The organism is Streptomyces sp. NPDC001157, from assembly GCF_053598255.1.
In genome coordinates, this window is sequence record NZ_JBSFJW010000006.1 from 87,195 (window position 1) to 108,461 (window position 21,267).

At 71.4% G+C, this 21,267-nt stretch carries 18 protein-coding genes; 8 read left to right on the forward strand and 10 right to left on the reverse strand.

Going from position 1 to position 21,267, the window contains the following annotated elements:
- Positions 1-146: 146 nt before the first annotated feature.
- Positions 147-3,242 (reverse strand): glycoside hydrolase family 2 TIM barrel-domain containing protein, encoded by a 3,096-nt coding sequence (locus tag ACWDAG_RS12955; RefSeq protein ID WP_450695652.1) that lies wholly within the window; start codon positions 3,240-3,242, stop codon positions 147-149.
- A 255-nt stretch (positions 3,243-3,497) separates the two neighbouring features.
- Between ACWDAG_RS12955 and ACWDAG_RS12960 the strand changes: the two genes are divergently transcribed.
- Positions 3,498-5,870 carry a SpoIIE family protein phosphatase gene (locus ACWDAG_RS12960; protein WP_450695653.1) on the forward strand — a complete coding sequence of 791 codons (2,373 nt, stop codon included), beginning with the start codon at positions 3,498-3,500 and terminating at the stop codon, positions 5,868-5,870.
- Between the two features lie 105 nt (positions 5,871-5,975).
- Here the strand turns inward: ACWDAG_RS12960 and ACWDAG_RS12965 are convergent, their stop codons facing one another.
- Positions 5,976-6,545 carry an RNA polymerase sigma factor gene (locus ACWDAG_RS12965; RefSeq protein ID WP_450695654.1) on the reverse strand — a complete coding sequence of 190 codons (570 nt, stop codon included), beginning with the start codon at positions 6,543-6,545 and terminating at the stop codon, positions 5,976-5,978.
- Positions 6,546-6,564: 19 nt separating this feature from the next.
- Here ACWDAG_RS12965 and ACWDAG_RS12970 point away from each other — a divergent pair, with 19 nt between their 5' ends.
- From ACWDAG_RS12970 to ACWDAG_RS12980, 3 genes are all read left to right on the forward strand, one after another.
- Positions 6,565-7,926, forward strand: a complete 1,362-nt coding sequence (locus tag ACWDAG_RS12970; protein ID WP_450695655.1) for a serine/threonine-protein kinase — start codon at positions 6,565-6,567, stop codon at positions 7,924-7,926.
- 128 nt (positions 7,927-8,054) lie between these two features.
- Positions 8,055-8,744, forward strand: coding sequence for a DUF4232 domain-containing protein (locus ACWDAG_RS12975; protein ID WP_450695656.1), 690 nt, complete (start codon positions 8,055-8,057; stop codon positions 8,742-8,744).
- An 82-nt stretch (positions 8,745-8,826) separates the two neighbouring features.
- Positions 8,827-10,080: an SLC13 family permease gene (locus ACWDAG_RS12980; RefSeq protein WP_450695969.1), complete on the forward strand. Its 1,254-nt coding sequence runs from the start codon at positions 8,827-8,829 to the stop codon at positions 10,078-10,080.
- A gap of 9 nt (positions 10,081-10,089) precedes the next feature.
- Here ACWDAG_RS12980 and ACWDAG_RS12985 read toward each other — a convergent pair whose 3' ends face one another.
- Together ACWDAG_RS12985 and ACWDAG_RS12990 are read right to left on the reverse strand one after the other, a co-directional pair.
- Positions 10,090-11,940 (reverse strand): ricin-type beta-trefoil lectin domain protein, encoded by a 1,851-nt coding sequence (locus ACWDAG_RS12985; protein WP_450695657.1) that lies wholly within the window; start codon positions 11,938-11,940, stop codon positions 10,090-10,092.
- A 372-nt stretch (positions 11,941-12,312) separates the two neighbouring features.
- Entirely contained in the window at positions 12,313-13,230 is a 918-nt protein-coding gene (locus ACWDAG_RS12990; RefSeq protein WP_450695658.1) for a helix-turn-helix domain-containing protein, read from the reverse strand.
- Positions 13,231-13,294: 64 nt separating this feature from the next.
- Between ACWDAG_RS12990 and ACWDAG_RS12995 the strand changes: the two genes are divergently transcribed.
- Positions 13,295-14,113 carry a phytanoyl-CoA dioxygenase family protein gene (locus tag ACWDAG_RS12995; protein ID WP_450695659.1) on the forward strand — a complete coding sequence of 273 codons (819 nt, stop codon included), beginning with the start codon at positions 13,295-13,297 and terminating at the stop codon, positions 14,111-14,113.
- A 33-nt stretch (positions 14,114-14,146) separates the two neighbouring features.
- Here ACWDAG_RS12995 and ACWDAG_RS13000 read toward each other — a convergent pair whose 3' ends face one another.
- Positions 14,147-15,118: an aldo/keto reductase gene (locus ACWDAG_RS13000; RefSeq protein WP_450695660.1), complete on the reverse strand. Its 972-nt coding sequence runs from the start codon at positions 15,116-15,118 to the stop codon at positions 14,147-14,149.
- Between the two features lie 212 nt (positions 15,119-15,330).
- Between ACWDAG_RS13000 and ACWDAG_RS13005 the strand changes: the two genes are divergently transcribed.
- Positions 15,331-16,185 (forward strand): hypothetical protein, encoded by an 855-nt coding sequence (locus tag ACWDAG_RS13005; protein ID WP_450695661.1) that lies wholly within the window; start codon positions 15,331-15,333, stop codon positions 16,183-16,185.
- A 4-nt stretch (positions 16,186-16,189) separates the two neighbouring features.
- On the opposite strand, the gene ACWDAG_RS13010 is transcribed toward ACWDAG_RS13005, so the two are convergent.
- Together ACWDAG_RS13010 and ACWDAG_RS13015 are read right to left on the reverse strand one after the other, a co-directional pair.
- Positions 16,190-16,723, reverse strand: coding sequence for a flavoprotein (locus tag ACWDAG_RS13010; RefSeq protein WP_450695662.1), 534 nt, complete (start codon positions 16,721-16,723; stop codon positions 16,190-16,192).
- A gap of 25 nt (positions 16,724-16,748) precedes the next feature.
- Positions 16,749-17,210: a nuclear transport factor 2 family protein gene (locus tag ACWDAG_RS13015; protein WP_450695663.1), complete on the reverse strand. Its 462-nt coding sequence runs from the start codon at positions 17,208-17,210 to the stop codon at positions 16,749-16,751.
- A gap of 140 nt (positions 17,211-17,350) precedes the next feature.
- On the opposite strand from ACWDAG_RS13015, the gene ACWDAG_RS13020 reads away from it, so the two are divergent.
- Positions 17,351-17,902, forward strand: coding sequence for a TetR/AcrR family transcriptional regulator (locus tag ACWDAG_RS13020; protein WP_450695970.1), 552 nt, complete (start codon positions 17,351-17,353; stop codon positions 17,900-17,902).
- Positions 17,903-17,913: 11 nt separating this feature from the next.
- Here ACWDAG_RS13020 and ACWDAG_RS13025 read toward each other — a convergent pair whose 3' ends face one another.
- Together ACWDAG_RS13025 and ACWDAG_RS13030 are read right to left on the reverse strand one after the other, a co-directional pair.
- Positions 17,914-18,120 (reverse strand): ferredoxin, encoded by a 207-nt coding sequence (locus ACWDAG_RS13025; RefSeq protein WP_123969574.1) that lies wholly within the window; start codon positions 18,118-18,120, stop codon positions 17,914-17,916.
- A gap of 13 nt (positions 18,121-18,133) precedes the next feature.
- A complete protein-coding gene (locus ACWDAG_RS13030) occupies positions 18,134-19,333 on the reverse strand; it encodes a cytochrome P450 (RefSeq protein WP_450695664.1) in 1,200 nt (399 codons plus the stop codon).
- Positions 19,334-19,663: 330 nt separating this feature from the next.
- On the opposite strand from ACWDAG_RS13030, the gene ACWDAG_RS13035 reads away from it, so the two are divergent.
- The gene (locus ACWDAG_RS13035; RefSeq protein ID WP_450695665.1) at positions 19,664-20,116 is read left to right on the forward strand and encodes a nitroreductase family deazaflavin-dependent oxidoreductase; all 453 of its coding nucleotides are present in this window, start codon (positions 19,664-19,666) and stop codon (positions 20,114-20,116) included.
- 125 nt (positions 20,117-20,241) lie between these two features.
- Here the strand turns inward: ACWDAG_RS13035 and ACWDAG_RS13040 are convergent, their stop codons facing one another.
- Positions 20,242-21,237, reverse strand: a complete 996-nt coding sequence (locus ACWDAG_RS13040; RefSeq protein ID WP_450695666.1) for a cation diffusion facilitator family transporter — start codon at positions 21,235-21,237, stop codon at positions 20,242-20,244.
- Positions 21,238-21,267: the final 30 nt, after the last annotated feature.

A 21,267-nucleotide genomic window follows, 5' to 3' on the forward strand; every position in this document is an offset into this window, starting at 1 on the left:
CCTCTGGCGGAGGTACGGGTGACGCTCGCCGACCCAACGGGGTGGGAGCGCTCCCAGATGCGGACGCAGCTCATGCTTGTTCGCGCCATGACACTCCGTCAACGGTCCGGACGGGACTGGTTTCCCGCCCGGACCGCTACGACTCCTCAGCCGCCCGGCGCCACCAACTTGCTGATCCGCACGGCCCCGAGGACTTCGCCCGGGTGCGCGCTGGTCAGCGTGAGCCGCAGGCGGGAGCCGCGCACGGCGTCGAAACCGAGGACGGTGGGCGCGTCCGAGGCGGTGGCCCAGTCGACCGCCGCTCCGGTGACGGGCACGTACCGGTGCCCGTCCCACACGGCCGCCTCCACCGACGCGGGCAGGCTGTGCGTCGCGTCAACGGTGAAGGAGATCTCCACCCGGTCGAAGGTCCGGGCCCGCCCGTAGTCCACCGAGACCCAGTCCTGCTTCCGCGCGCCGTTGAAGGCGGGCAGCAGGGCCGTGGCCGACTTGGCGAAGGCATTGGACCAGCCGGTCGCCGGGTTCCCGTCGAGCATCGCGGCGGGCAGGGTGTCCGGGCGGCCGGAGTAACTGGCGTCCGCATACGGGTAGTTCGGGGGCGCCGGGTGCTCCGGTCCGAAGGCGGCCGCCGGGGTGGTCGCGGCCGACCGGGCGGGCGTGGTGCGCGCGGTGGCCGTTCCCGCCCGCAGTCCCTCCGCGCGTGCGGTCACCTTCAGGGCGCCGGCCTTGGTGCCGACACGCACGATGGCAAGGGCCTTGCCGTGGAAGGCGGTGCGCGTGGTGGCCTGATAGCGCTCGGCGCTCTCCTCCCGGCCGTTGTCGAGCCCTGCGAGGGATCCGCCGGTCACCTCGAAGGTGATCAGGTTCTCGGCGTCCGGCACCACCACCCCGCGGGCGTCGACGACGTCCGCGGTCACGAAGGCCAGTGAACGTCCGTCCGCGGCAAGGGACTTGCGGTCCACGGTCAGCCGTACGGCATGCGGATCGCCCGCCGTGCGCAGCACATCGGTGGCGACGACCTTCCCGTCCCTGCGGGCCAACGCCTTCAACTCACCCGGCTGGAAAGGCACTTTCCAGGTCAGGTGCAGCTTGCCTGCGCTGCCGTTCGGGCTGGTGTAACTGCCGGGGTAGGGGCCGGTGGTGAAGGTCTTGTCGTCGCCGGTGGCCTCCGTGGTCTCCAGATACGTACGGCCGTCCGTGGTCCTCTTCGTGTCGAAGGTGCGCGTGCCCAGGGACTTGCCGTTGAGGTACAGCTCGACGGTGTCGACGTTGGAGTACGCCCACACCTCGACCGTCTCGCCCTGTTCGTGGTTCCAGCTCATCGGCAGCAGATGGACCATGGGCTCGCTGGTCCACTGGCTCTGGAACAGGTAGTACATGTCCTTGGGGAAGCCGGCCGTGTCGACCGCGCCGAAGAAGGACGCCTTGACCGGGAACACGTCGTACGGGGTCGGCTCGCCGATGTAGTCGATGCCGGACCACAGGAACTGCCCGGCGAACCACTTGCGGTCCCGGTCCTTCTTGTGGCCGTACTCGCCGCTCATGGTCCAGGAAGCGAGGTTGTTGTCGTAGGAGGAGACCTCGCGTCTGCCGGGCGTGTGGTTCTCACCGGTGTTGAGGTGCTCGGGCTCCTGGTACGAGCCGCGGGTCGAGGTCTCCGAGGAGGACTCCGACTCGAAGAGGAAGAGCTTGGGATACTTGGCGTGCAGGGCGTCCACCGACCTGGCGGTGTTGTAGTTGAGGCCGAGGCCGTCCAGCTTGGCGAGCATGAGGTCGGCCGCGGAGCCGGTGGCGGGCACGCCGTGGTACTTGTTCGAGCCGATGACGGCCGGCCGGGTGTCGTCCGCCGCCTTGACGGCGGCGATGATCCGGTCCGCCATGGCCAGCCCGGCGGTGGAGGTGGAGTCGGGTATCTCGTTGCCGATGGACCACATGACGACGGCGGGCGAGTTGCGCGCCGCGAGGACCATCTCGGTGGCGTCCTTCTCGCACCACTCGTCGAAGAAGCGGCCGTAGTCGTACGTCGTCTTGCCGGTCCGCCAGCAGTCGAAGGCCTCCACCATCATCACGATGCCCAGTTCCTCGCAGACCTGGATCATCTGCGGTGAGGGCGGGTTGTGGGAGGTGCGGAAGGCGTTGACGCCCATCGACTTCATGATGGTCATCTGCCGGCGCACGGCGTCGATGCTGATCGCGGCGCCGAGGGCACCCTGGTCGTGGTGCAGGTCGACGCCCTTGATCTTGGTGTGGATGCCGTTGAGCGAGAAGCCCTCGTCGGGGTCGAAGCGGTAGGTGCGGATACCGAAGGCGGTGCGGTAGGTGTCGACGGTCTTGCCGCCGACGCGCAGTTCGGTCTCCAGGGTGTAGCGGTGTGGGGTCGCGAAGTCCCACAACTTGGGCTGGGGGACGGTGAGTTCATGGGTTTCGGCCGTGCTGTCGGTGACCGTGAGCGTGGTGGCGGCGCGGGCCACCGTACGGCCGTCGGGGTCCTTGGCCGTCGAACGGATCTCGACCTGGCTCGCGGCGCCGGACTCGTTCACCACCGAGGTCCGTACGCGCACGACGGCCCGCTCGTCGGTGATGTCCGGCGTGGTGACGCAGGTGCCCCAGCGCTCGACGTGCACCGGCTCGGTGACGACCAGGCGGGCCTCGCGGTAGATGCCGCTGCCCGAGTACCAGCGGCTGCTGGGGAGCTGGTTCTGCACCTTGACGGCGATCACGTTCTCGGTGGTGCCGTCGGTGTGCAGCAGGTCGGTGAGGTCGAAGGCGAAGCCGGTGTAGCCGTAGGGGTGACGGCCGGCCTGGGTGCCGTTGCAGTAGACGTAGGAGTCCATGTAGACGCCGTCGAACTCCACCGAGATCCGCTTGCCGGCGAAGGCGGGCGGCAGGGTGAAGGCGAGGCGGTACCAGCCGAGGCCGCCGGGGAAGAAGCCGGTGCCGCTGGTGGTGCCGTGCTCGCTGGTGGGGGTCTGCTCGATGCTCCAGTCATGGGGCACCGCCACCTCTCGCCAGCCCGAGTCGTCGTAACTCGGGTCGGCGGCCTGTGCGTAGGCGCCGGTCGGATCGGTGATCCCGTCCGGGTTGACCAGCGCGAAACGCCAGCCGTCGCGCAGGGCGACGGTGCGGCGGCCGGATCCGCCCGCGGCGGCCTCGGCGGCCCGGGCCACCGGGGTGGCAAGAAGCGCTCCGGCCGCAGGAGCGGCGGCGGAGGCGAGCAGAACCGATCTCCGAGTCACTGTCATGGCGGCTCCCCCTCGTCAGGGCCCAGAAGTACTCACAACTGATCGCGAACAAACAGATTCTGACGGGACGCCACACAGAGCCGTCAAGGGTGCGGGAGCGTCCTTCTGCCTCACTGGTCACAACGGCCGGAATGGCCCCTTGACCGGGCACCGCGTGGCCGAGCGGGTTCCCGTCCGGGCGGTTCGCCGACGGACTAGGCTGGAACTCAAGTGACCCGGCGGTTCACTGTGAGTGTTCGCGATGGAGTGGCGACGATGAGCCCGGAGTATCCGTTCGACGATGCCGAGACGGCGCGGGCTGTCATCGATGAATCCGGCACGCTTCTGGAGTGGAACGCGGGTGCGGAGCGGCTGCTTGGCTGGCCCGTCGCCGAGGTGGTGGGCCGTCCCGGCCGGAACCTGCTGGTCGACAGGGATGTCCTCGCGCCCTCGGCGGCCCGCTGGGACGGCACCGTCGCACTGCACCACCGCGACGGCCACGAGGTGTCCGTCTGGCTGCTCGCCCACCACCGTCCGTCGCAGAACGACGCCCCCGGCCGGTGGCTCCTGTTCAGCCCGCTGGACGGCGACGCCCCGCACTCCCCCGACGACCCCCTGGCCCAGGCCGCGCTCACCCAGTCGCCCTGCGCGGTCGCCGTGTACGACGAACGGCTGCGGCTGAGAAGGGTCAACGACGCCATGGCCGGCGTGATCGGCCTGCCCGAGGATCGCATGCGCGGGCTTCGCCTGGCCGAGATCGGCGGCAAGCCGCAGAGCGAGGAGCTCGAGGCACACATGGTGCACGTGCTCACCACCGGGCGCCCGCTGGACATCCAGACGTACATGCGCACCGGCGGCGAGGACCGCGCGCACGCCTGGCTGGCCCGGATGGCGCCGGTCACCGACCCCGAGGGGCGGGTGCGGGGCGTGTGCCTGGCCGCGCACGACTTCACCGACAACTACCTCGCCCGGGAGCGCCTGCAACTGGTCAACGAGGCGAGTGTGCGCATCGGATCCACGCTCGACGTCACCCGTACGACGCAGGAGCTCGCGGACGTTTTCGTCCCCGCCCTCGCCGACCTGGTCAGCGTCGACCTGCTGGACCTCCAGGAGCACGGCGGGGAGCCCCCGCTCAGGCTGACCGCCCCGATCGGCCTGCGCCGCGCCGCGCACCTCTCGGTCAATCCCGGCACGCCCGAGGCCGTCCTCAAGCCCGGGCAGCTGGAGCAGTACCCCGCCGGCTCGCCCCAGGCCGACTCGCTGATCGCGGGCCGCACGATCGTCGCGTCGATCGCCTCGGGCGCGCTCGACCAGTGGCTCAGCTGGAACAAGGCGCGCGCCGAGCGGGTGAAGGAGTACGGCATCCACTCCACGATGTCCGTGCCGATCCAGGCCCGCGGCCTGACTCTCGGGGTCGCGGTCCTCACCCGGTTCCGGCGGCCGGACCCCTTCTCCGCGGACGACGTCCTGCTGGCCGAGGAGATCACCACGCGGGCCGCCGTCTGCATCGACAACGCCCGCCGCTTCTCCCGCGAACGGGAGACCGCCCTCGCCCTGCAGCGCAGCCTGCTGCCCCGCTCGCTGCCGCGCACGGCCGCGGTGGATGCCGCCTCGCGCTATCTGCCCGCGGCCCGCGCGGGTGTCGGCGGTGACTGGTTCGACGTGATCCCGCTGTCGGGGATGCGGGTCGCCATGGTCGTCGGGGACGTCGTCGGACACGGCATCCAGGCCTCGGCCACCATGGGCCGGCTGCGCACCGCCGTGCGCACGCTCGCCGACATAGACCTCGCCCCCGACGAGCTGCTGACCCACCTGGACGATCTGGTCGTCCGGCTGTCCGCGGAGGCCGGCAACGACGGGAGCCCCGGCGAGGTCGGCGCCACCTGCCTGTACGCGGTGTACGACCCGGTGTCGCGGCGCTGCACACTGGCCCGGGCCGGGCATCCGCCGCCGGTCGTGGTACCGCCGGGCGGTGCACCGCGGCAGGTCGACCTGCCGGCCGGGCCGCCGCTGGGCCTGGGCGGGCTGCCGTTCGAGTCGGCCGAGCTGGAGCTGCGCGAGGGCAGCGTGCTGTCGTTCTACACGGACGGGCTGATCGAGACCCGGGAGCGGGACGTCGACGCCAGCCACCGGATGCTGTGCGAGGCGCTGGAGACGTACTCCGACTCGCTGGACGAGACCTGCGACCGGGTACTGCACGCCCTGCTGCCGTCGGGCGGCGCCCTGGACGACGTGGCCCTGCTGCTGGCCCGCACCCGCGGGCTGCCGGCCTCACAGGTGGCGACCTGGCACATCCCCGCCGACCCGGCACTGGTCGCGCCGATCCGCAAGCAGGTCGTCGAGCAACTGGACACCTGGGAGCTGCAGGAGGCGGCGTTCACCGCCGAACTGGTGGTGAGCGAGCTCGTCACGAACGCCATCCGGTACGGCTCGCACCCCATCCGGCTGCGGCTGATCCACGACGAGGCGACGCTGATCTGCGAGGTGTCGGACACCAGCCACACGGCTCCGCATCTACGCCGGGCGAAGACGTGGGACGAGGGCGGGCGGGGGCTGCTGCTGGTTGCTCAGCTCACGCAGCGGTGGGGGAGCCGGCACACGGCGGACGGCAAGACGATCTGGGCGGAGATCGGTCTGCTCGACGAGTGACGCTCCGCGGGCTGCCCGGTGGGGGTTGTCTTGCGTCTGCGGCTGCGTCGTGGCTGGTCGCGCAGTTCCCCGCGCCCCTTTGGGGCGCACTTCGTCCGCCCCAGCTCAGGGCGCCTCCGCCAGCCAGGGCCTGACATGTTTGCGGGCCTCGTGGAGGCGGGACTTGAAGGTGCCGAGGGGGATGCCTGCGCGGTCGGCTGCTTCTGCGTAGTCGAGCTGGCAGATGTCGCGGTAGACCAGGGGCTCGACGAGTTGGGGGTGCTCGCGCTCCAGGCGGTCCAGTGCCTCCAGCAGGTCGAGGCGGGAGCCGGCGATGACGCTGGTCGTGCGGGGGTCGGTGAGGCGGCCCGCGTCGATCGGGGCCGGCTGTTCGGCCGAGCGGCGCTTGAGTTCGCGGTACTTCTGGCGGCAGCAGTTGGCGACGACCGTGTAGAGCCAGGTGCTGAAGCGGCTGCGGCCCTGGAAGGTGGAGATCTTCCGGGCGACCTGGAGCAGGACGTCCTGCGCGGCCTCCTCCGCGTCCTCGCGGCAGGGCAGGAACCGGCCGCAGCGCCGGACGACCTCGGGCCCGATCGCCCGGAGCAGTCCCTCCACCGCCGCCGGGTCGCCCGCCGCGGCGCTGCGGGCCAGGTCCTCGGTCGGCGCGACCTGGGGCTCTCCTCGGGAACGATCCACGTCCAGGCATGATAGTCGTATGCATTCCGTCGAGCGGATCGGGCGCTACCGCCTCGAACGGCGCCTGGGCTCGGGCGCGTTCGGCACGGTCTGGCTGGCCCATGACGACGAGCTCGACGCGCCGGTGGCGGTCAAGGTCCTCGCCGACAACTGGTCCCACCGGCTCGATGTGCGGGAGCGGTTCCTGGCCGAGGCGCGGATGCTGCGGCGGGCTGGTTCGGACCGGGTGGTGCAGGTCTACGACATCGGTGAACTCCCCGACGGCAGGCCGTACTTCGTGATGGAGTACGCCGACGGCGGCACCCTCGCGGACCTGCCGGCCGGGGGTGCGCTGCCGGTGCCGGAGGCGCTGCGGCTGACGGCGCTGGCCGCCCGTGGCGCGGCGGCGCTGCATGCGGCTGGGATCGTGCACCGGGACATCAAGCCGAGCAACGTGCTGCTGTGCTCCTCCCCGGAGGGGGTGTCGCGGGTACTGCTCGCCGACCTCGGTCTTGCCAAGAGTCTGGCGCAGGCGTCCGGGCTGACGCAGGCCGCCGGTTCGGCGGGATACCGGCCGCCCGAGCAGGCCGAACCCGGCGCGGGCATCGACGCCCGGGCCGATGTGTACAGCCTGGGCGCGGTCGCCTACCACCTGGTCACCGGCACGGTTCCGGGTGAGCCCGGCAGGGTCGTACGGCCGGACCGGCTGCGACCGGATCTGGCTCCTGCCGTCCGGCGGGCCCTGATGCGGGCGCTGGCGCCGGACCGCAGACGCCGCTGGCCCGATGCCGAGGCCTTCGCTGAGGAGCTGGAACGGCTCGCCTCTTCTGCCCACCGGCCCCGAAGACACCGGGCGGCCCTCGCCCTGACGGGCGCCGTGACCCTGGTCGCGGCCGTCGGAGTGACCCTGGCGGTGGTGAACCGGCAGGCCCCGGCCACGGATGTGCGGGTGGCGGACAAGACCGGCCGGGTCGTCGCCGAGGTCCCCCGCGGCTGGGACCGGCAGATACGCGACTCCGGCTGGGATCCGCGGGCGCTCGGCCTGCCCTCCGGTCACGAGCCGGGGTTCGCCGTCGCGGACCGTCTGACCGCGTGGCAGGACCTGAGGGCCGAGGTGAACGGCGTGCTGGTGGGCCTGAGCACGCACGGCGACCTCACGGCCGCGGTGAACGCCCTCAGCCACCCCGGCTGCCACTACGACGGCGCCCGCACCTACACCGGCACCGTCTTGCACGGCGGGGTCCGCACCTGGGACGGCTGCCCGGGCGGCGGGTCGGTCACGGAGGCCGCACTCGCCCCGGCGGACGGCAGCGCGCAGACTCGGGTGTACGTGCAGATCCGCCAAAGTGGCCGGGCATCGGCGACCGACCGCGTCCTCGCCTCCGTGCGCATCGGAAGCTGACGCGGATCACTCGGGCCGCGCGCGAACTTTTTCGTCCCGGCATGCATCGGACCTGTGTGACGGGGCACAGAGGCGCCGTACGTACACATCAGAACGTGTGCGAGGAATCACCGGGAGTGTTGAGGCACATGGCGAAGAAGTCCCCCTCCGTCCACCGGGCGGCCCTGCTGGCGAGTGCGGCCGCGGTGCTGGGTCTGCTGACGGCCTGCGGCAGCAGCGGCGGCAGCGGCACGACGAGCACCCAGACACTGCCCGGTACGGCCGCGCCCGCCACCGGGGGCCACAGCACCGACTCGGCGAGCGCGTCCGCATCCGCCTCCGCCTCCGTGTCGGGCTCCGCTCCCGGCAAGGCCACCGTGACCGCGCCCCCGGCGAAGTCCGCGCCCGCCGGCACCACCGGGGGCCGTTGTCACACCTCGGAGCTGCGGGCGACCGTCGGGCGGAACGACCCCGGTGCCGGGCAGGAGAACTTCCCGGTCGTCCTGACCAACGCGTCCTCCCGCACCTGCACGGTGCGTGGCTATCCGGGCGCCGCGTTCGTGGACGCGTCGGGCCGGCAGCTGGGCCCCGACCCTAAGCGCTCCTCGGGCACTCCTGCGACCGTGACGCTGGCGCCGGGCAAGAGCGCCTGGGCGGGACTGACGTTCTCCAATCCGGATGTCAGCGGTGCCCACACGGCCACCCCCGCCTCGCTGCTGGTGACGCCGCCCGACGAGCGGGACCATCTCACCGTGACATGGAACGGTGGTCAGGTCCCCGTGTCCGGCAACGCGTCCTCGGTGTTCCTGACGGTGTTCAGCCCGGGCACCGGCCCCTGAGCAGGCAGGGCTCCGGCGGATCTCTTACCGCGACCTGTTTTCATTGAGGTTCCCGTGCTGATCCGCCCTGAAGGACCCTGCCCTGAACACCGCGCTTGCCGAAATACTGTCCGTCGCCCTGCTCGTCGCGGTCCTCGCCTGGGCGGTACTGCGCCCGAAGGGCATGCCGGAGGCCGTGCTGGCGGTCCCGGCCGCGGGGATCGTGATCGCCACCGGCGCGATCTCCCTGGACCATGCCCGGGAGGAGGTCTCCAGGCTCGGGCCCGTCGTCGGCTTCCTGGCCGCCGTGCTGGTGCTGGCCCACTTCTGTGATGTGGAGGGGCTCTTCCAGGCGTGCGGTGCGTGGATGGCCCGGCGGGCGGCGGGCTCGCCCGGCCGGCTTCTGGCGGCGGTCTTCGTGCTGGCGTCGGCGATCACGGCCGTGCTCAGCCTGGACGCCACGGTGGTGCTGCTGACGCCGGTGGTGCTCGCCACGGCGGCCCGGGCCGGAGTGCGGGCCAGGCCGCATCTCTACGCGTGCGCCCACCTGTCGAACACGGCCTCGCTGCTGCTGCCCGTCTCCAATCTGACCAACCTGCTGGCGTTCGAGGCGAGCGGGCTGAGCTTCACCCGTTTCGCCGCGCTGATGGTCCTGCCGTGGCTGGTCGCGATCGGCGCCGAGTACCTGGTCTTCCGGCGGTTCTTCGACGACGACCTGGCCGCGTCCGTCCACTCCCCCGAACCCGGCGAGACGCCCGCGCTGCCGCTGTTCGCGCTGGTCACCGTGGGGTGCACACTGGCTGGATTCGTCGTGGCCTCCGCGGTGGGCATCGACCCGGCATGGGTGGCCGCGGCGGGCGCGCTGGTGCTGGCCGGCCGGGCGCTCATGCGGCGCAGGGCCACCCCGCTGTCAGTGGTGCGGGCCTCGTCCCCGGCGTTCTTGGCGTTCGTCCTCGCGCTCGGCATCGTGGTGCGGGCGGTCGTCGACAACGGGCTCGCCGATGCGCTGGGCCATGTGCTGCCCGGCGGCACGGGGCTGCTCGCGCTGCTGGGCATCGCCGCGCTGGCCGCCGTACTGGCGAACCTGATCAACAACCTGCCCGCGGTGCTGGTCCTGCTGCCGCTGACCGCCGCCGCCGGGCCCGGTGCGGTGCTGGCGGTGCTGCTCGGGGTGAACATCGGCCCGAACCTGACGTACGCGGGCTCGCTGGCGACGCTGCTGTGGCGGCGCATCGTGCAGCGGCACGGCCAGGAGACGCAGCTCGGGGAGTTCACCCGGCTCGGCCTGCTCGCCACCCCGGCCGCTCTCGTCGCGGCCGTGGCGGCGCTGTGGCTGTCGCTCCAGGTGGCGGGCTGAGCCTGGCGGTCAGCGGGGGCCGCCACCGCCGTGTCCGTACCCGTTGCCGTATCCGGAACCCGGGCCGTAGCCGCCCCATCCGCAGTAGGCCGGGTTGTAGTAGCAGTACGGGTTCGTGGGGTACGGGCTCGTCGGCGTCGGCTGCGCCGTCGACGGAGCAGCGGACGGCGTGGGGGTGGGGCTCGGTGTCCTCGCGGCCTTGGGGGTGGCCTTCGGCGTGGGCGAGGGGCTGTTGTCGGCGTCCCAGTTGACCACCTGCATCTGCAGGTCGGCCTTGGACGTGTCGAACGACCAGCGCTGGGCGGTACCGTCGTCGCGGGTCTTGACGACCAGCGCGCCCGAGCCGTCGGTGGCCGCGGGGGTCAGGGCCAGGTCCTGGTCCCAGCGCGGCACCAGGGTGCCCTGCAGGGTGAAGTCGTAGCGGATGTTCTTGGCACCCGGCTCGGACTCGCCCGTGCACGGGGCGAGCTGCACCGAGTAGCCGAGGTGGGAGTCCAGGCACAGGCCGGGGACCGTGACGCTGCGCAGGCGGCCGTCGGTCTCGTACGTCCACTGCTGGACGGATGCCGAGGAGCAGTCGGCGAGTTCGGTCTCGGCTCCCTTGACGACCTTCTTGCCGACGACGGCGACGCACAGCCCGGAGTCGGCGTTGTGCAGTTTGCCGCGCATGGTGCCCTGGGAGCCCGTGCTGGTGCCGACCCAGGAGGGGGCCGCGGACGGGGTGCCCGTGCCGCTGCCGGGGGTCTCGGAGGGGTGGTCGCCGTCGGCCGTGGTGGTGCCGTCGCCGGAGCCGAGGACGGACCACAGGACCAGCGGGAGGACGACCAGTCCGCTCACCGTCAGGACGGCCGCGGCGAGATTGCGGCGGCGGGCGGCGGCATGCCGGGCGGCCTTCTGCGCGGCACGACGGGCGGCGGAGCGGCCACCGGGGCGCGGGGTCGTGCCGGGCGCGGGGTGGGAGGGGCCGAAGGGCTCGCCCGGGATCGGCTGGGCCGGGATCTCCGGGGGCAGGGCGCCGGACTCCTCGGTCAGCGAGGCCACCCGGGACTCCACGTAGGCGCGCGCGCCCCAGCCGAGTACCGCCTCGGCCAGGGCGAGGCCGAGGCGCCCCTCGTTGAACTGTGCCAGTTGGTCGGCGGTGTGGCTGCAGTGCCTGCAGCAGGCGAGGTGGGTGTTCAGGTCGGGATCGATCTCGACTCCGCCGCGCCGGTAGGTCACGTCCAGCATCCGCAGATAGCGCCGGCACTCCTGCTCGGGGGCGAGTTCGCGGTGGACCTGGAGGCACTCCTCACGCAGCCGTTCACGGGCGCGCTCCAGTTCGACGGCGGCGTCCTGCTCCTCGATGCCCAGCAGGCCGGCGGGTATCCCTAGCGCTTCCGCCTCGACCTCCACATGCCACAGCAGGCAGCGGGCCGACTGGGGCAGCCGCTGGAAGGCCCCGGACAGCAGGCGGCGGTCGGACGGCGGAAGCAGGCGGGCCGCGACGCGGTCCCCGCCCTCGGAGGACAGCTCGGGGTGGAGGTGTTCCCGTCTGTGGTCGTTGTCCCACTCCGCGGCGATCCGGCGGACGGTGACGAGGAGTTGAGGCCGCCACGCGGAGGTCGGCCCGTTCTGCCGCAGGGTTTCACCGAAGAGCCTCGTGAATGCGGCGGTCGTGAGCATTCCCGCCGAAGCGGCGCCGTCGGTGCACAGCCGGGCATAGGCGAACGCCGCTTCCCAGTGCCGGTCGAGAAGTTCACCGACGGGCTGCAGCGCGGGAGTCGTCCCCGTCCACTTCTTCAGTTCTGCGCTCAGCTGTTCGTCCGTCACGAAGAACCGGCGGTCGGGCGTGGGGGAATTCGACAGGCCCGCGTCTTTCACGGCTGCATTCCTCTCGGGGCATGCGTCATAAAGTCCATACCAAGTGGTATGAGTACAGGATTCGGCAGCTCCAACGCCCACCTGGGGAAGCCCTTTTGGAGCGTAGGTCGAACGGGAACGGCCTCGTGCACACAGCCGGAAAATTTGTTGTCCGTGCGCCGACAGGCACACCTTTGCACAGGTCAGGCAGCCCTAACAAGAGATCCAGCGGTTTTGTGCCCGCCGGGCCCGTCGACGGGATTTGACGAATGGTCAAGCCTGTCGGTGCGGCAATCGGAAAGGGATTCAGTCGGTCGGCGCACCCGGCCCGGTCCACAACCATTGAGCGGCCGTTTCACCGCACATCCGACGGGTCGAACGGAGCGCTACGGCTCATGTCCCAACCATTGAGCCGCCTCGCCGGTAGGCGCCGGGCGGCACTCCGTAGCGTGCGCGGAAGACCCGGTTGAAGTGGAACGGACTGGCGAATCCCGAAGCCGCGGCCACCCGATCCACGGACAGGTCGGTGCTCTCCAGGAGCCGGGCGGCATGCCGCAGCCGGGCCTCGCGCAAGGCCCGCATCGGCGACTGGCCGAGCTGCCGGGTGAACAGGTGGGCGAACCGGGAGGGCGACAGGGAGACACTTTCGGCGAGCGAGCGCACGGTGTGCGGGGCGCCCGGGTCGGCGGCGATCAGCGCCTCGGCACGGCGCACCCGGCCGTCGACGCCGGGCGGCGAGGCCGGGGTGCGCGCGGTGGCGGCGGTGAGCAGGACGATCTCCTCCAGGGAGGACAGGGCGAGTTCGCGGGCCGCTGTGCCGTGCGCCACGGCGACCCGGTCGTCCGGCGCGGCGGCGGGCGGTGACTCGGTGCCGGTCCAGCGGGCGTCGGCGAGCATCCGTCGGAAGGCCGCGTCGACCCGGTCGTGCAGGGCGGCCGGGGTCGGGGTGACGACGAACAGTCCGTCGCCGGTGTCGTACGGCCGCAGCCACGGCGCCCAGGACGGGCGTGCCTGGCAGTGCACCCACCAGAACCGCCAGCTGTGGGCGGCAGGGTCGACCGCGTACTCGTGCCCGACGCCCGGGGCCAGCACCACCAGGTCGCCCGCGCCGGCCCGGGCCTCGGCCCCACCCTGGCGCAGCCGGCCCCGCCCGCCGGTGGTCCAGGTGAACAGCCAGCTGTCCGCGCCGCGCGGCCGGTTGACGCCGTAGCCCTCCGGCTGGTCGTAGCGGCCGACGACGACGAGGCCCGGCGGCGGGGCGGGATCGCCGGACGCAGCAGTCTCGGGCAATCCGTCAGCGTTCACGGGCATCCTCCTGAAGCGCGCGGCGACCTAGCGTGATGAGCCGAGGACACCCGACGGAAGGAGCGGACGTATGACAGCCATGGATATGGGCGCCGTCGGCGCTTCCATCCTGACCCAGGACGGGCTGAGGCAGTTCCAGGAGGACGGGTTCACCGTCGTACGCGGACTCTTCGGACCCGACGAGATCGACCGGCTCTGTGCGGAGTTCGCGGCGCTGCACGCGGCCGGGCCGGTGCCCGGTCACTTCGAGCCGCGCGCGTCCGCGGATCCGCTGGCCGCGTACCCGCGGGTGATGCACCCGCACGAGATCAGCGAAACGGCGCTGCGCGTCCTGCTCGACGCCCGGTTGCGCGGGGCGCTGGAGGAGTTGCTCGACGAAGAGGTGCTGGCCGCCCAGAGCATGTTCTACTTCAAGCCGCCCGGCGCGCGGGGGCAGGCGCTGCACCAGGACAACTTCTATCTGCGGGTGGAGCCGGGCACGTGTGTGGCGGCGTGGCTGGCCTGTGACGTGATCGGCCGGGACAACGGCGGTCTGGAGGTCGTCCCCGGTACGCACCGCATGGACCTGTTCTGTCCGGAGGAGGCGGACCCCGAGGTGTCGTTCGCGCGGGAGTACGTTCCCCCGCCGCCGGGCCTTGCGGCCGTGCCGGTCGACATGGAGCCGGGGGACGTCCTCTTCTTCAACGGCAGCCTGGTGCACGGCTCGCAGCCCAACGGGACCACCGACCGGTTCCGCCGGTCGTTCATCGGCCACTACGTGGGACGGTCGGCGGAGCGCATCGGGCACTACTACCGCACGCTGTCGATGGACGGCGAGCGCGTGGTCCTGGCGGAGAGCGAGGGCGCGGGGCCGTGCGGCACCGAGTTCGCACCGCACGGGCCCCACTGAGTCACCACCCTGGACTGCGCCCGACCTGTGCGGTCAGCTGTGGCCGACGATGGGGTGCGGGGAGTAAGGGGCCTCCAGCTCCTCGATCTCCTTGTCGCTGAGATCGAGTTCGACGGCGGCCACGGCGTCCTCGATGTGGTGCGGCTTGGCGGCGCCGACGATCGGGGCGGCCACCGTGTCCTGGTGCAGCAGCCAGGCGAGGGCGACCTGGGCGCGCGGGACGGCGCGGTCGTTCGCGATGCGGGTGACGGCCTCGACGATGGTGCGATCGCCCTCCGGGTAGAGGCGGCTGCCGAAGTTGTCGCCCGCGCTGCGCTCCGTCACCGTGCCCCAGTCCCGGGTGAGGCGGCCCCGGGCGAGCGGGCTCCAGGGCAGGACGCCGACGCCCTGGTCGGCGCAGAGCGGCAGCATCTCGCGCTCCTCCTCGCGGTAGAGGAGGTTGTAGTGGTTCTGCATGGACACGAACTTGGTCCAGCCGTGCCGCTCGGCCGTGTACTGCATCTTGGAGAACTGCCAGGCGAACATCGAACTCGCCCCGATGTAGCGCACCTTGCCCGCCTTCACCAGGTCGTGCAGGGCCTCCATCGTCTCCTCGACCGGGGTGTGCGGGTCGAAGCGGTGGATCTGGTACAGGTCGACGTAGTCGGTGCCGAGGCGGCTGAGGCTGTGGTCGATCTCCGTCATGATCGCCTTGCGGGACAGTCCCGCGCCGTTGGCCCCGGGCCGCATCCGGCCGTGTACCTTCGTCGCCAGCACGATCTCGTCGCGGTTCGCGAAGTCGCGCAGCGCCTTGCCGACGATCTCCTCGCTGGTGCCGTCGGAGTAGACGTTCGCCGTGTCGAAGAAGTTGATCCCGGCCTCCAGCGCCTGCCGGATCAGCGGACGCGAGGCCTCCTCGTCGAGCGTCCACTCGTGCACGCCGCGGTCGGGCAGGCCGTAGGTCATACAGCCGAGACAGACCCGCGACACGTCCAGGCCCGTCGAACCGAGCTTCACGTACTGCATCGTTGCTGCTCCTGCCTTCGGGATGGGTACGAAGGGGAGCGTACGGCTTCGCCCACACTCCGAGTACCACGCCCCTGGACGGCCGGGGCAGCGGCCGTTGCTGCCCGCAGGTGACCGCCCGGCGTGGGAGCCGCCGCTCGGTCGGCGCGCTCGCGCATCCTCGGCGCAGGTGACCGGCGTCCGGCCGGTCGTGGCCCTGCGGGAGGAACCCGGTGCCGACACGTCCGACGAAGACGAAGCTCCTGATCGGAGCGGCCGTACTGCCCCTGACCCTGCCCCTCATGCCGGTCTCGTCCGCGTGGAGCAGTCCGAGTCCGCCGCCGGAACCGTCCACGCTGTGCGTACCCGCGGGAGTCCTGCGGAGCGCGGACGGGCAGCGTGCCTCGGTGAGCCTGTGCGCGGGAAGCGGCACGCCGACGATGGCGGTGTCGGCCCCGGCGTCCTGCAGCGGTCCGGAGTCGGACGGCGGTGTCGCCTGTCTCACCTCGGGCACCTGGACCGCGCGGAAGGGCGGGGTGACGGCGGCCTCCGGGAGGCTTCCCGGTTCCGGCGAGTATCCCGGTCCCGGGACGTACGACGTCACCGCCGATGTGCGCGTGAAGTCGTCGCCCGCCGGAGTGGACCTGCACGGCACCGTCCGCGCCACGCTGACCCTGACCGCGCCGAAGCCGCCGGCCACGCACCGCATCGAGGTCGACCACACCACGCTGCAGCGCGGCACGGCGACCACGCTGACGTACCGGATCCACCGCGACAGCGAGCAGGGGGACGGCAGCGCGCGGTTCGGGCTGATCGGAGAGGAGAGCTCGGGGGTGCGGCTGTCCACGTCGGACGCCCGCTGCGTCAATCCGCTGACCGGCCGCTATCCCGCGACGACGAGGAACGCGTACGCCCTCGACTGCGCCCTGACCGACCTGCAGCCGGGTCACCCGGCCACGGTCGTGGTCCGCGCCTCGGTCGGGTCCGCCTGCTCGACGGTCGTCTCCAAGCTGGGCTACTGGATGCCGCAGGGGCAGACGCTGTACACGGGGGGCATGCTGGCGGGTCCGACGGTCCGCTGCGCCTGACTCGTCACCGCCGCTCGATCAGGTCGAGCGCCCGCGCCCAGCCGAACTCCGGTCGCGAGCCGTCCTCTTCCGGCTCGCCGGAGTACGGATCGCCGAACCGGACGCCCATCCCGCGCAGTCGTACGAGGCTGTCCTGATAGGCGGGATGGGCGGCCAGGGCGTCGGCCACGCACGGGAGTACGGCGACGGGGACGCCCAGGCCGTAGGCCTCGCAGAGGGTGGCCACCGCGAGGGTGTCGGCGAGCCCGGCCGCCCACTTGTTGACGGTGTTGAAGGTGGCGGGCGCGACCACCACGGCGTCCGGCGGCGGGAAGGGGCGCGGGTCGCCGGGAGTTCGCCAGGCGGAGCGTATGGGGCGACCGGTCTGCGCCTCGACGGCGGCGGTGTCGAAGAAGCCGTTCATGGCGACCGGAGTGGCGATGACGCCGACCTCCCAGTCCCGCTCCTGTGCGGCGGTGATCAGCTTGCTGACGTCCGCGGCGATCCCGGCGGCGCAGACGACGACGTAGAGGAAGGGCTGCTCGGCCTGTTCGGTCATCCGCGCACCCTACTCACCGGGAACGCTATCGGAGCGGGAAGGACCGTCCCCGCTCGGCCTCGGGCCGCGGGCCGTGGATGCGGCGCTGCTTCTCCTCGATGGGCACGTCGTTGATGCTTGCCTCGCGCCGGGTCATCAGGCCGTGCTCGTCGAACTCCCACAGTTCGTTGCCGTAGGAGCGCCACCACTGGCCGTCGGCGTCCCGGGACTCGTACTGGAAGTGGACGGCGATGCGGTTGCCGTCGAAGGCCCAGAGGTCCTTGCGCAGCGCGTAGTCCAGCTCGCGCTCCCACTTCGAGGTCAGGAGTTCGACGATCTCGGCCCGTCCGGTGACGAAGGTGTCGCGGTTGCGCCACACCGAGTCCTCCGAGTAGGCCGGCGCCACCTTGTGGGGGTCGCGGGTGTTCCAGGCGTCCTCGGCGGCCTGGACCTTCTGCGCGGCCGTTTCGCGGGTGAACGGGGGCAGGGGCGGACGGTCGGTGGCCATGGATTCCTCCTCGACGGACGGACAACAGAGGAGAACGAGCGTTCTCCGCAGGGCTGCTACCGTAGGAGAACGCTCGTTCTCGCGTCAAGAGAGCACGTGGAAGAGCACGTCAAGGGGAGGTGGTACACCGCATGGCCGTCATCGACAGTGCAGTCGCCCGGGAGCAGGCGCTGGACGCCGCGGAGGAGCTGTTCTACGGGCGGGGCATCCAGTCCGTCGGCATGGACGACATCCGCGGTGCGTCGGGCGTCTCGCTCAAGCGGCTCTACCAGCTGTTCCCGGCGAAGGAGCAGCTGGTGGAGGCATATCTGGAGCGGCGCGATGTGCGCTGGCGCGGCCGGCTCGCCGAGTTCGTCCAGCGGCGACAGGGGCCCGAGGAGCGGATCCTGGCGGTCTTCGACTGGCTGGAGCTGTGGTTCGGCGAGGACGGTTTCCGGGGGTGCGCGTGGATCAATTCCTACGGTGAGCTGGGCGCCTCGTCGGAGCGGGTGGCGGCCCAGGTACGGGCGCACAAGAAGGCGTTCCGGGAGTACCTCGCCGGGCTCGTGGCGGACGCGGGGCTGCCCGGCGCCCTGGCCGGGCAGCTGTTCCTGCTGGCCGAGGGCGCCATGGTCACCGCCGGGATCACCCGCAGCACGGAGCCCGCGCGGGAGGCGCGCGAGGCGGCACGGCTGCTGCTGCGGGCGGGCTGAGACTCGGGCGCTCAGCCCTCGGACACGGTGATCGCGCCGACCGGGCAGGCCCGGGCCGCTTCCCGCACCATCGGATCGCCGCCGCCGTCCTCCCGGCCCGGCAGCAGCGTGCTGAATCCGTCGTCGTCCTGGGTGAAGACGCCCGGGGCGGCCAGGGCGCACTGGCCCGCGCCGATGCAGACGTCCTTGTCGATCTCGATGTGCGTGTCGGTGTGCATGGCCTTGAGCCTCTTACCAGGTCACGGGGAGTTCCAGCATCCCCTGGATCGTGTCGCCGGGTTTGAAGGGAATCTCCTCGGCAGGGGCGGCCAGGCGGAGCGTGGGCAGCCGGTCGAAGAGGGTGTGCAGGGCGATCTCCAGCTCGGCGCGGGCCAGGTTCTGGCCCAGGCACTGGTGGATGCCGAAGCCGAACGCGACGTGGTGGCGGGCGGAGCGGTGCCAGTCGAGGGTGTCGGGGGCGGGGTAGACGTCCTCGTCACGGTTGATGACCGAGGTGGCGAAGACCACGCCGTCGCCCGCCCGGATGGTGGTGCCGCCGGCCTCGATGTCCTCGGTGGCGCGGCGCAGCAGGCCGTCCGCGATCGACAGCATGCGCATCAGCTCCTCGACGGCGCCGGGCACGAGCTCCGCGTTGTCGCGCAACTCGGCCAGGTGCTCGGGATGCTGGAGGAGGGTGAAGGTGCCCAGGGAGATCATGTTGGCGGTCGTCTCATGGCCGGCGACCAGCAGGATGGTCGCGAACGAGATGACCTCCTGGCGGTCCAGCACTCCCTCGCGCAGCTGCTGGTGGACGAGTTCGTCCAGCACGCCCTCGCCGGGCTCCGGTTGTTTCAGCTTGCTGTCGATCAACTCCTCGAAGTACGCGTCCAGTTGGTTGCGCGCGTCCTGCACGTCGTCGACCGTGGGGCCGCGCAGCAGCCGGCGTGACTGGCCCTCGAAGAACTCGTGGTCGGCATACGGGACGCCGAGCAGCGCGCAGATCACCATCGACGGCACGGGCAGCGCGAAGGCGTTGACCAGCTCGGCGGGCGGCCCCTGCGCGATCATCGAGTCGAGCCGCTCGTCCACGATCCGCTGGATCTGCGGCCGCAACTCGACGGCGCGGCGGAGGGTGAAGCTGGGCACCATCATCCGCCGCTGCGTGCGATGTTTCGGGTCGTCGACGCCGAGCAGCGCCACCCTCCGGTTCTTCACCGCGGCGAACCGCTCGGTGGGCGCCGGGAAGTCGGGATGAGTGCGGTCGGTCGACAGGCGCTGGTCGGAGAGCAGCTCGCGGGCGAGGGCGTGCCCGGTGACGAGCCAGGCCGGACGGCCGTCGTAGAGCGTGATCCGGCTCAGCGGGCGGGTGGCGCGCAGGGAGTCGTAGGCGGTGGGCGGGTGGTAGGGGCAGGTCCGGTCCTGGGGGAACGCGACGGGTTCCGTTTCCGTCATGGAAGACCTCGCAGACGAAGAGTGCGTCGTGCAGATCTTCATTAGATGCCCGGGGCATCTATGGGACGACGTGAAGTTCGGCCAGATCGGTGGCGCGGGCATTCTGGCCGGGGATGCTCGCTCGTGCATCTGAATCGGGCCGAAGCAGCAGTGGGCGCCTCCACAATCCGGCCATGTCTGCGCCCGTTGCGGGATCGGTCGGTGACGGATCCGCTCTCGAGTGGCGTGATCACGACGCCGTCGGGCAGTGCGGTATGGATGAATCCTGCATGCACCGGTGTTGTAGGACGGTGCCAGTCAGCTGCAGAACTCGACGATGGGACGGATGACATGCCTCTTGAGGGCGAGTACGAACCCAGCCCGGCACAGTGGGTACGCGAGCAGGTGGAGCTGTACGAGAGCTCCGGCGGCACCAAGGGGACGACGCTGATGGACACCGGCCTGCCCGTCGTCCTGGTCACGACCCGGGGTGCGAAGAGCGGCAAGATCCGTAAGACGCCTCTGATGCGCGTCGAGCACGAGGGACGGTACGCCCTGGTCGCCTCTCAGGGCGGCGCGCCCAAGCACCCGGTCTGGTACCACAACGTCAAGAGCGATCCCCGTGTGGAGCTCCAGGACGGGCCGAAGAAGCAGGACATGACGGCCCGTGAGGTCACCGGCGCGGAGAAGGCCGAGTGGTGGGAGCGTGCCGTGGCGGCGTATCCGCCCTATGCCGACTACCAGAAGAAGACGGACCGGGAGATCCCGGTGTTCGTACTGGAACCGGTTGACGGAGGGCACTGATCCGGGCCCTGGTGGGCGGCCCCTGAACCGGGACCCGCGTCGGCTGCCGGACCGGCCCCTGCACCGGGCCGGAAAAAATCTTCGTTCAAGGACGCATGAACCGGATGCCGCCGGGCACGCGTGCGTCAGGCCCCGCCGCGTTCCCCCGTCGCGGCGGGGCTTTCTCGTGCCTCATGGGCCGGCCGGTCGGTGATGTCGAGGAAGATCTCGTCGGCCTCGGGCACGGTCCTCGCGAGGGAGCGCTTGATCCGCACCGCGACCTCCTCGACCTCTTCGCTGTCCAGGCCGGGCATCAGGTCGACGCGGGCGGCCACCAGGGCCGTGTCGAGGCCCGTCTTCATGGTGAACAGCGCCTCCACGCTGTCGATCTCGGGCTCCGCCTCCAGCAGCTCCTGGATCCGGGCCGCCGTGCGAGGGTCGGTGGACTCCCCGATCAGCTGGTCGCGGGCCTCGCGGCCCAGGTGGTAGGCGACGAAGACGAGCAGCACGCCGATCGCCAGCGAGGCGGACGCCTCCCACACCACCTGCCCGGTGAGCATGTGCAGCGCCATGCCCACGGCGGCCAGTGTCACGCCGAGTACCGCCGTGCCGTCCTCGGCCACCACCGTGCGCAGCGCCGGATCACGCATGCGCTGCCTGCCGCCCTGGCGCCGCACCTGGTGCAGGGCCCGCAGCAGGGAGATGCCCTCGGCGACAAAGGCGACGCCCAGCACGATCAGGCCCGCGACATAACCGCTCAGTTTTTCCTCGGCACCGTTCTTGAGGGCCTCGACGCCTTGGAAGAAGGAGAAGCAGCCACCCATGACGAAGATCCCGACGGCTGCCAGGAGCGACCAGAAGAACCGTTCCTTGCCGTAGCCGAAGGGATGCCGTTTGTCTGCCGGGCGGCGACTGCGGCGCAGCGCCGCCAGCAGGAAGACCTCGTTGAAACTGTCGGCCACCGAGTGCGCCGCCTCCGACAGCAGAGCCGGTGATCCGGCCACCAGCCCGCCGACGGCCTTGGCCACCGCGATCAGCAGGTTGGCGGCGAGCGCCACCAGCACGGTGACGTGTGTCCTGCGGTCCGTCTTGTCGTCCGAGGAATTCGAGGATGTCGAGGTTGTCGAGGAAGTCCCGCTCACCTTCGCCGACTGCCCCTCTGGTGACGGCTC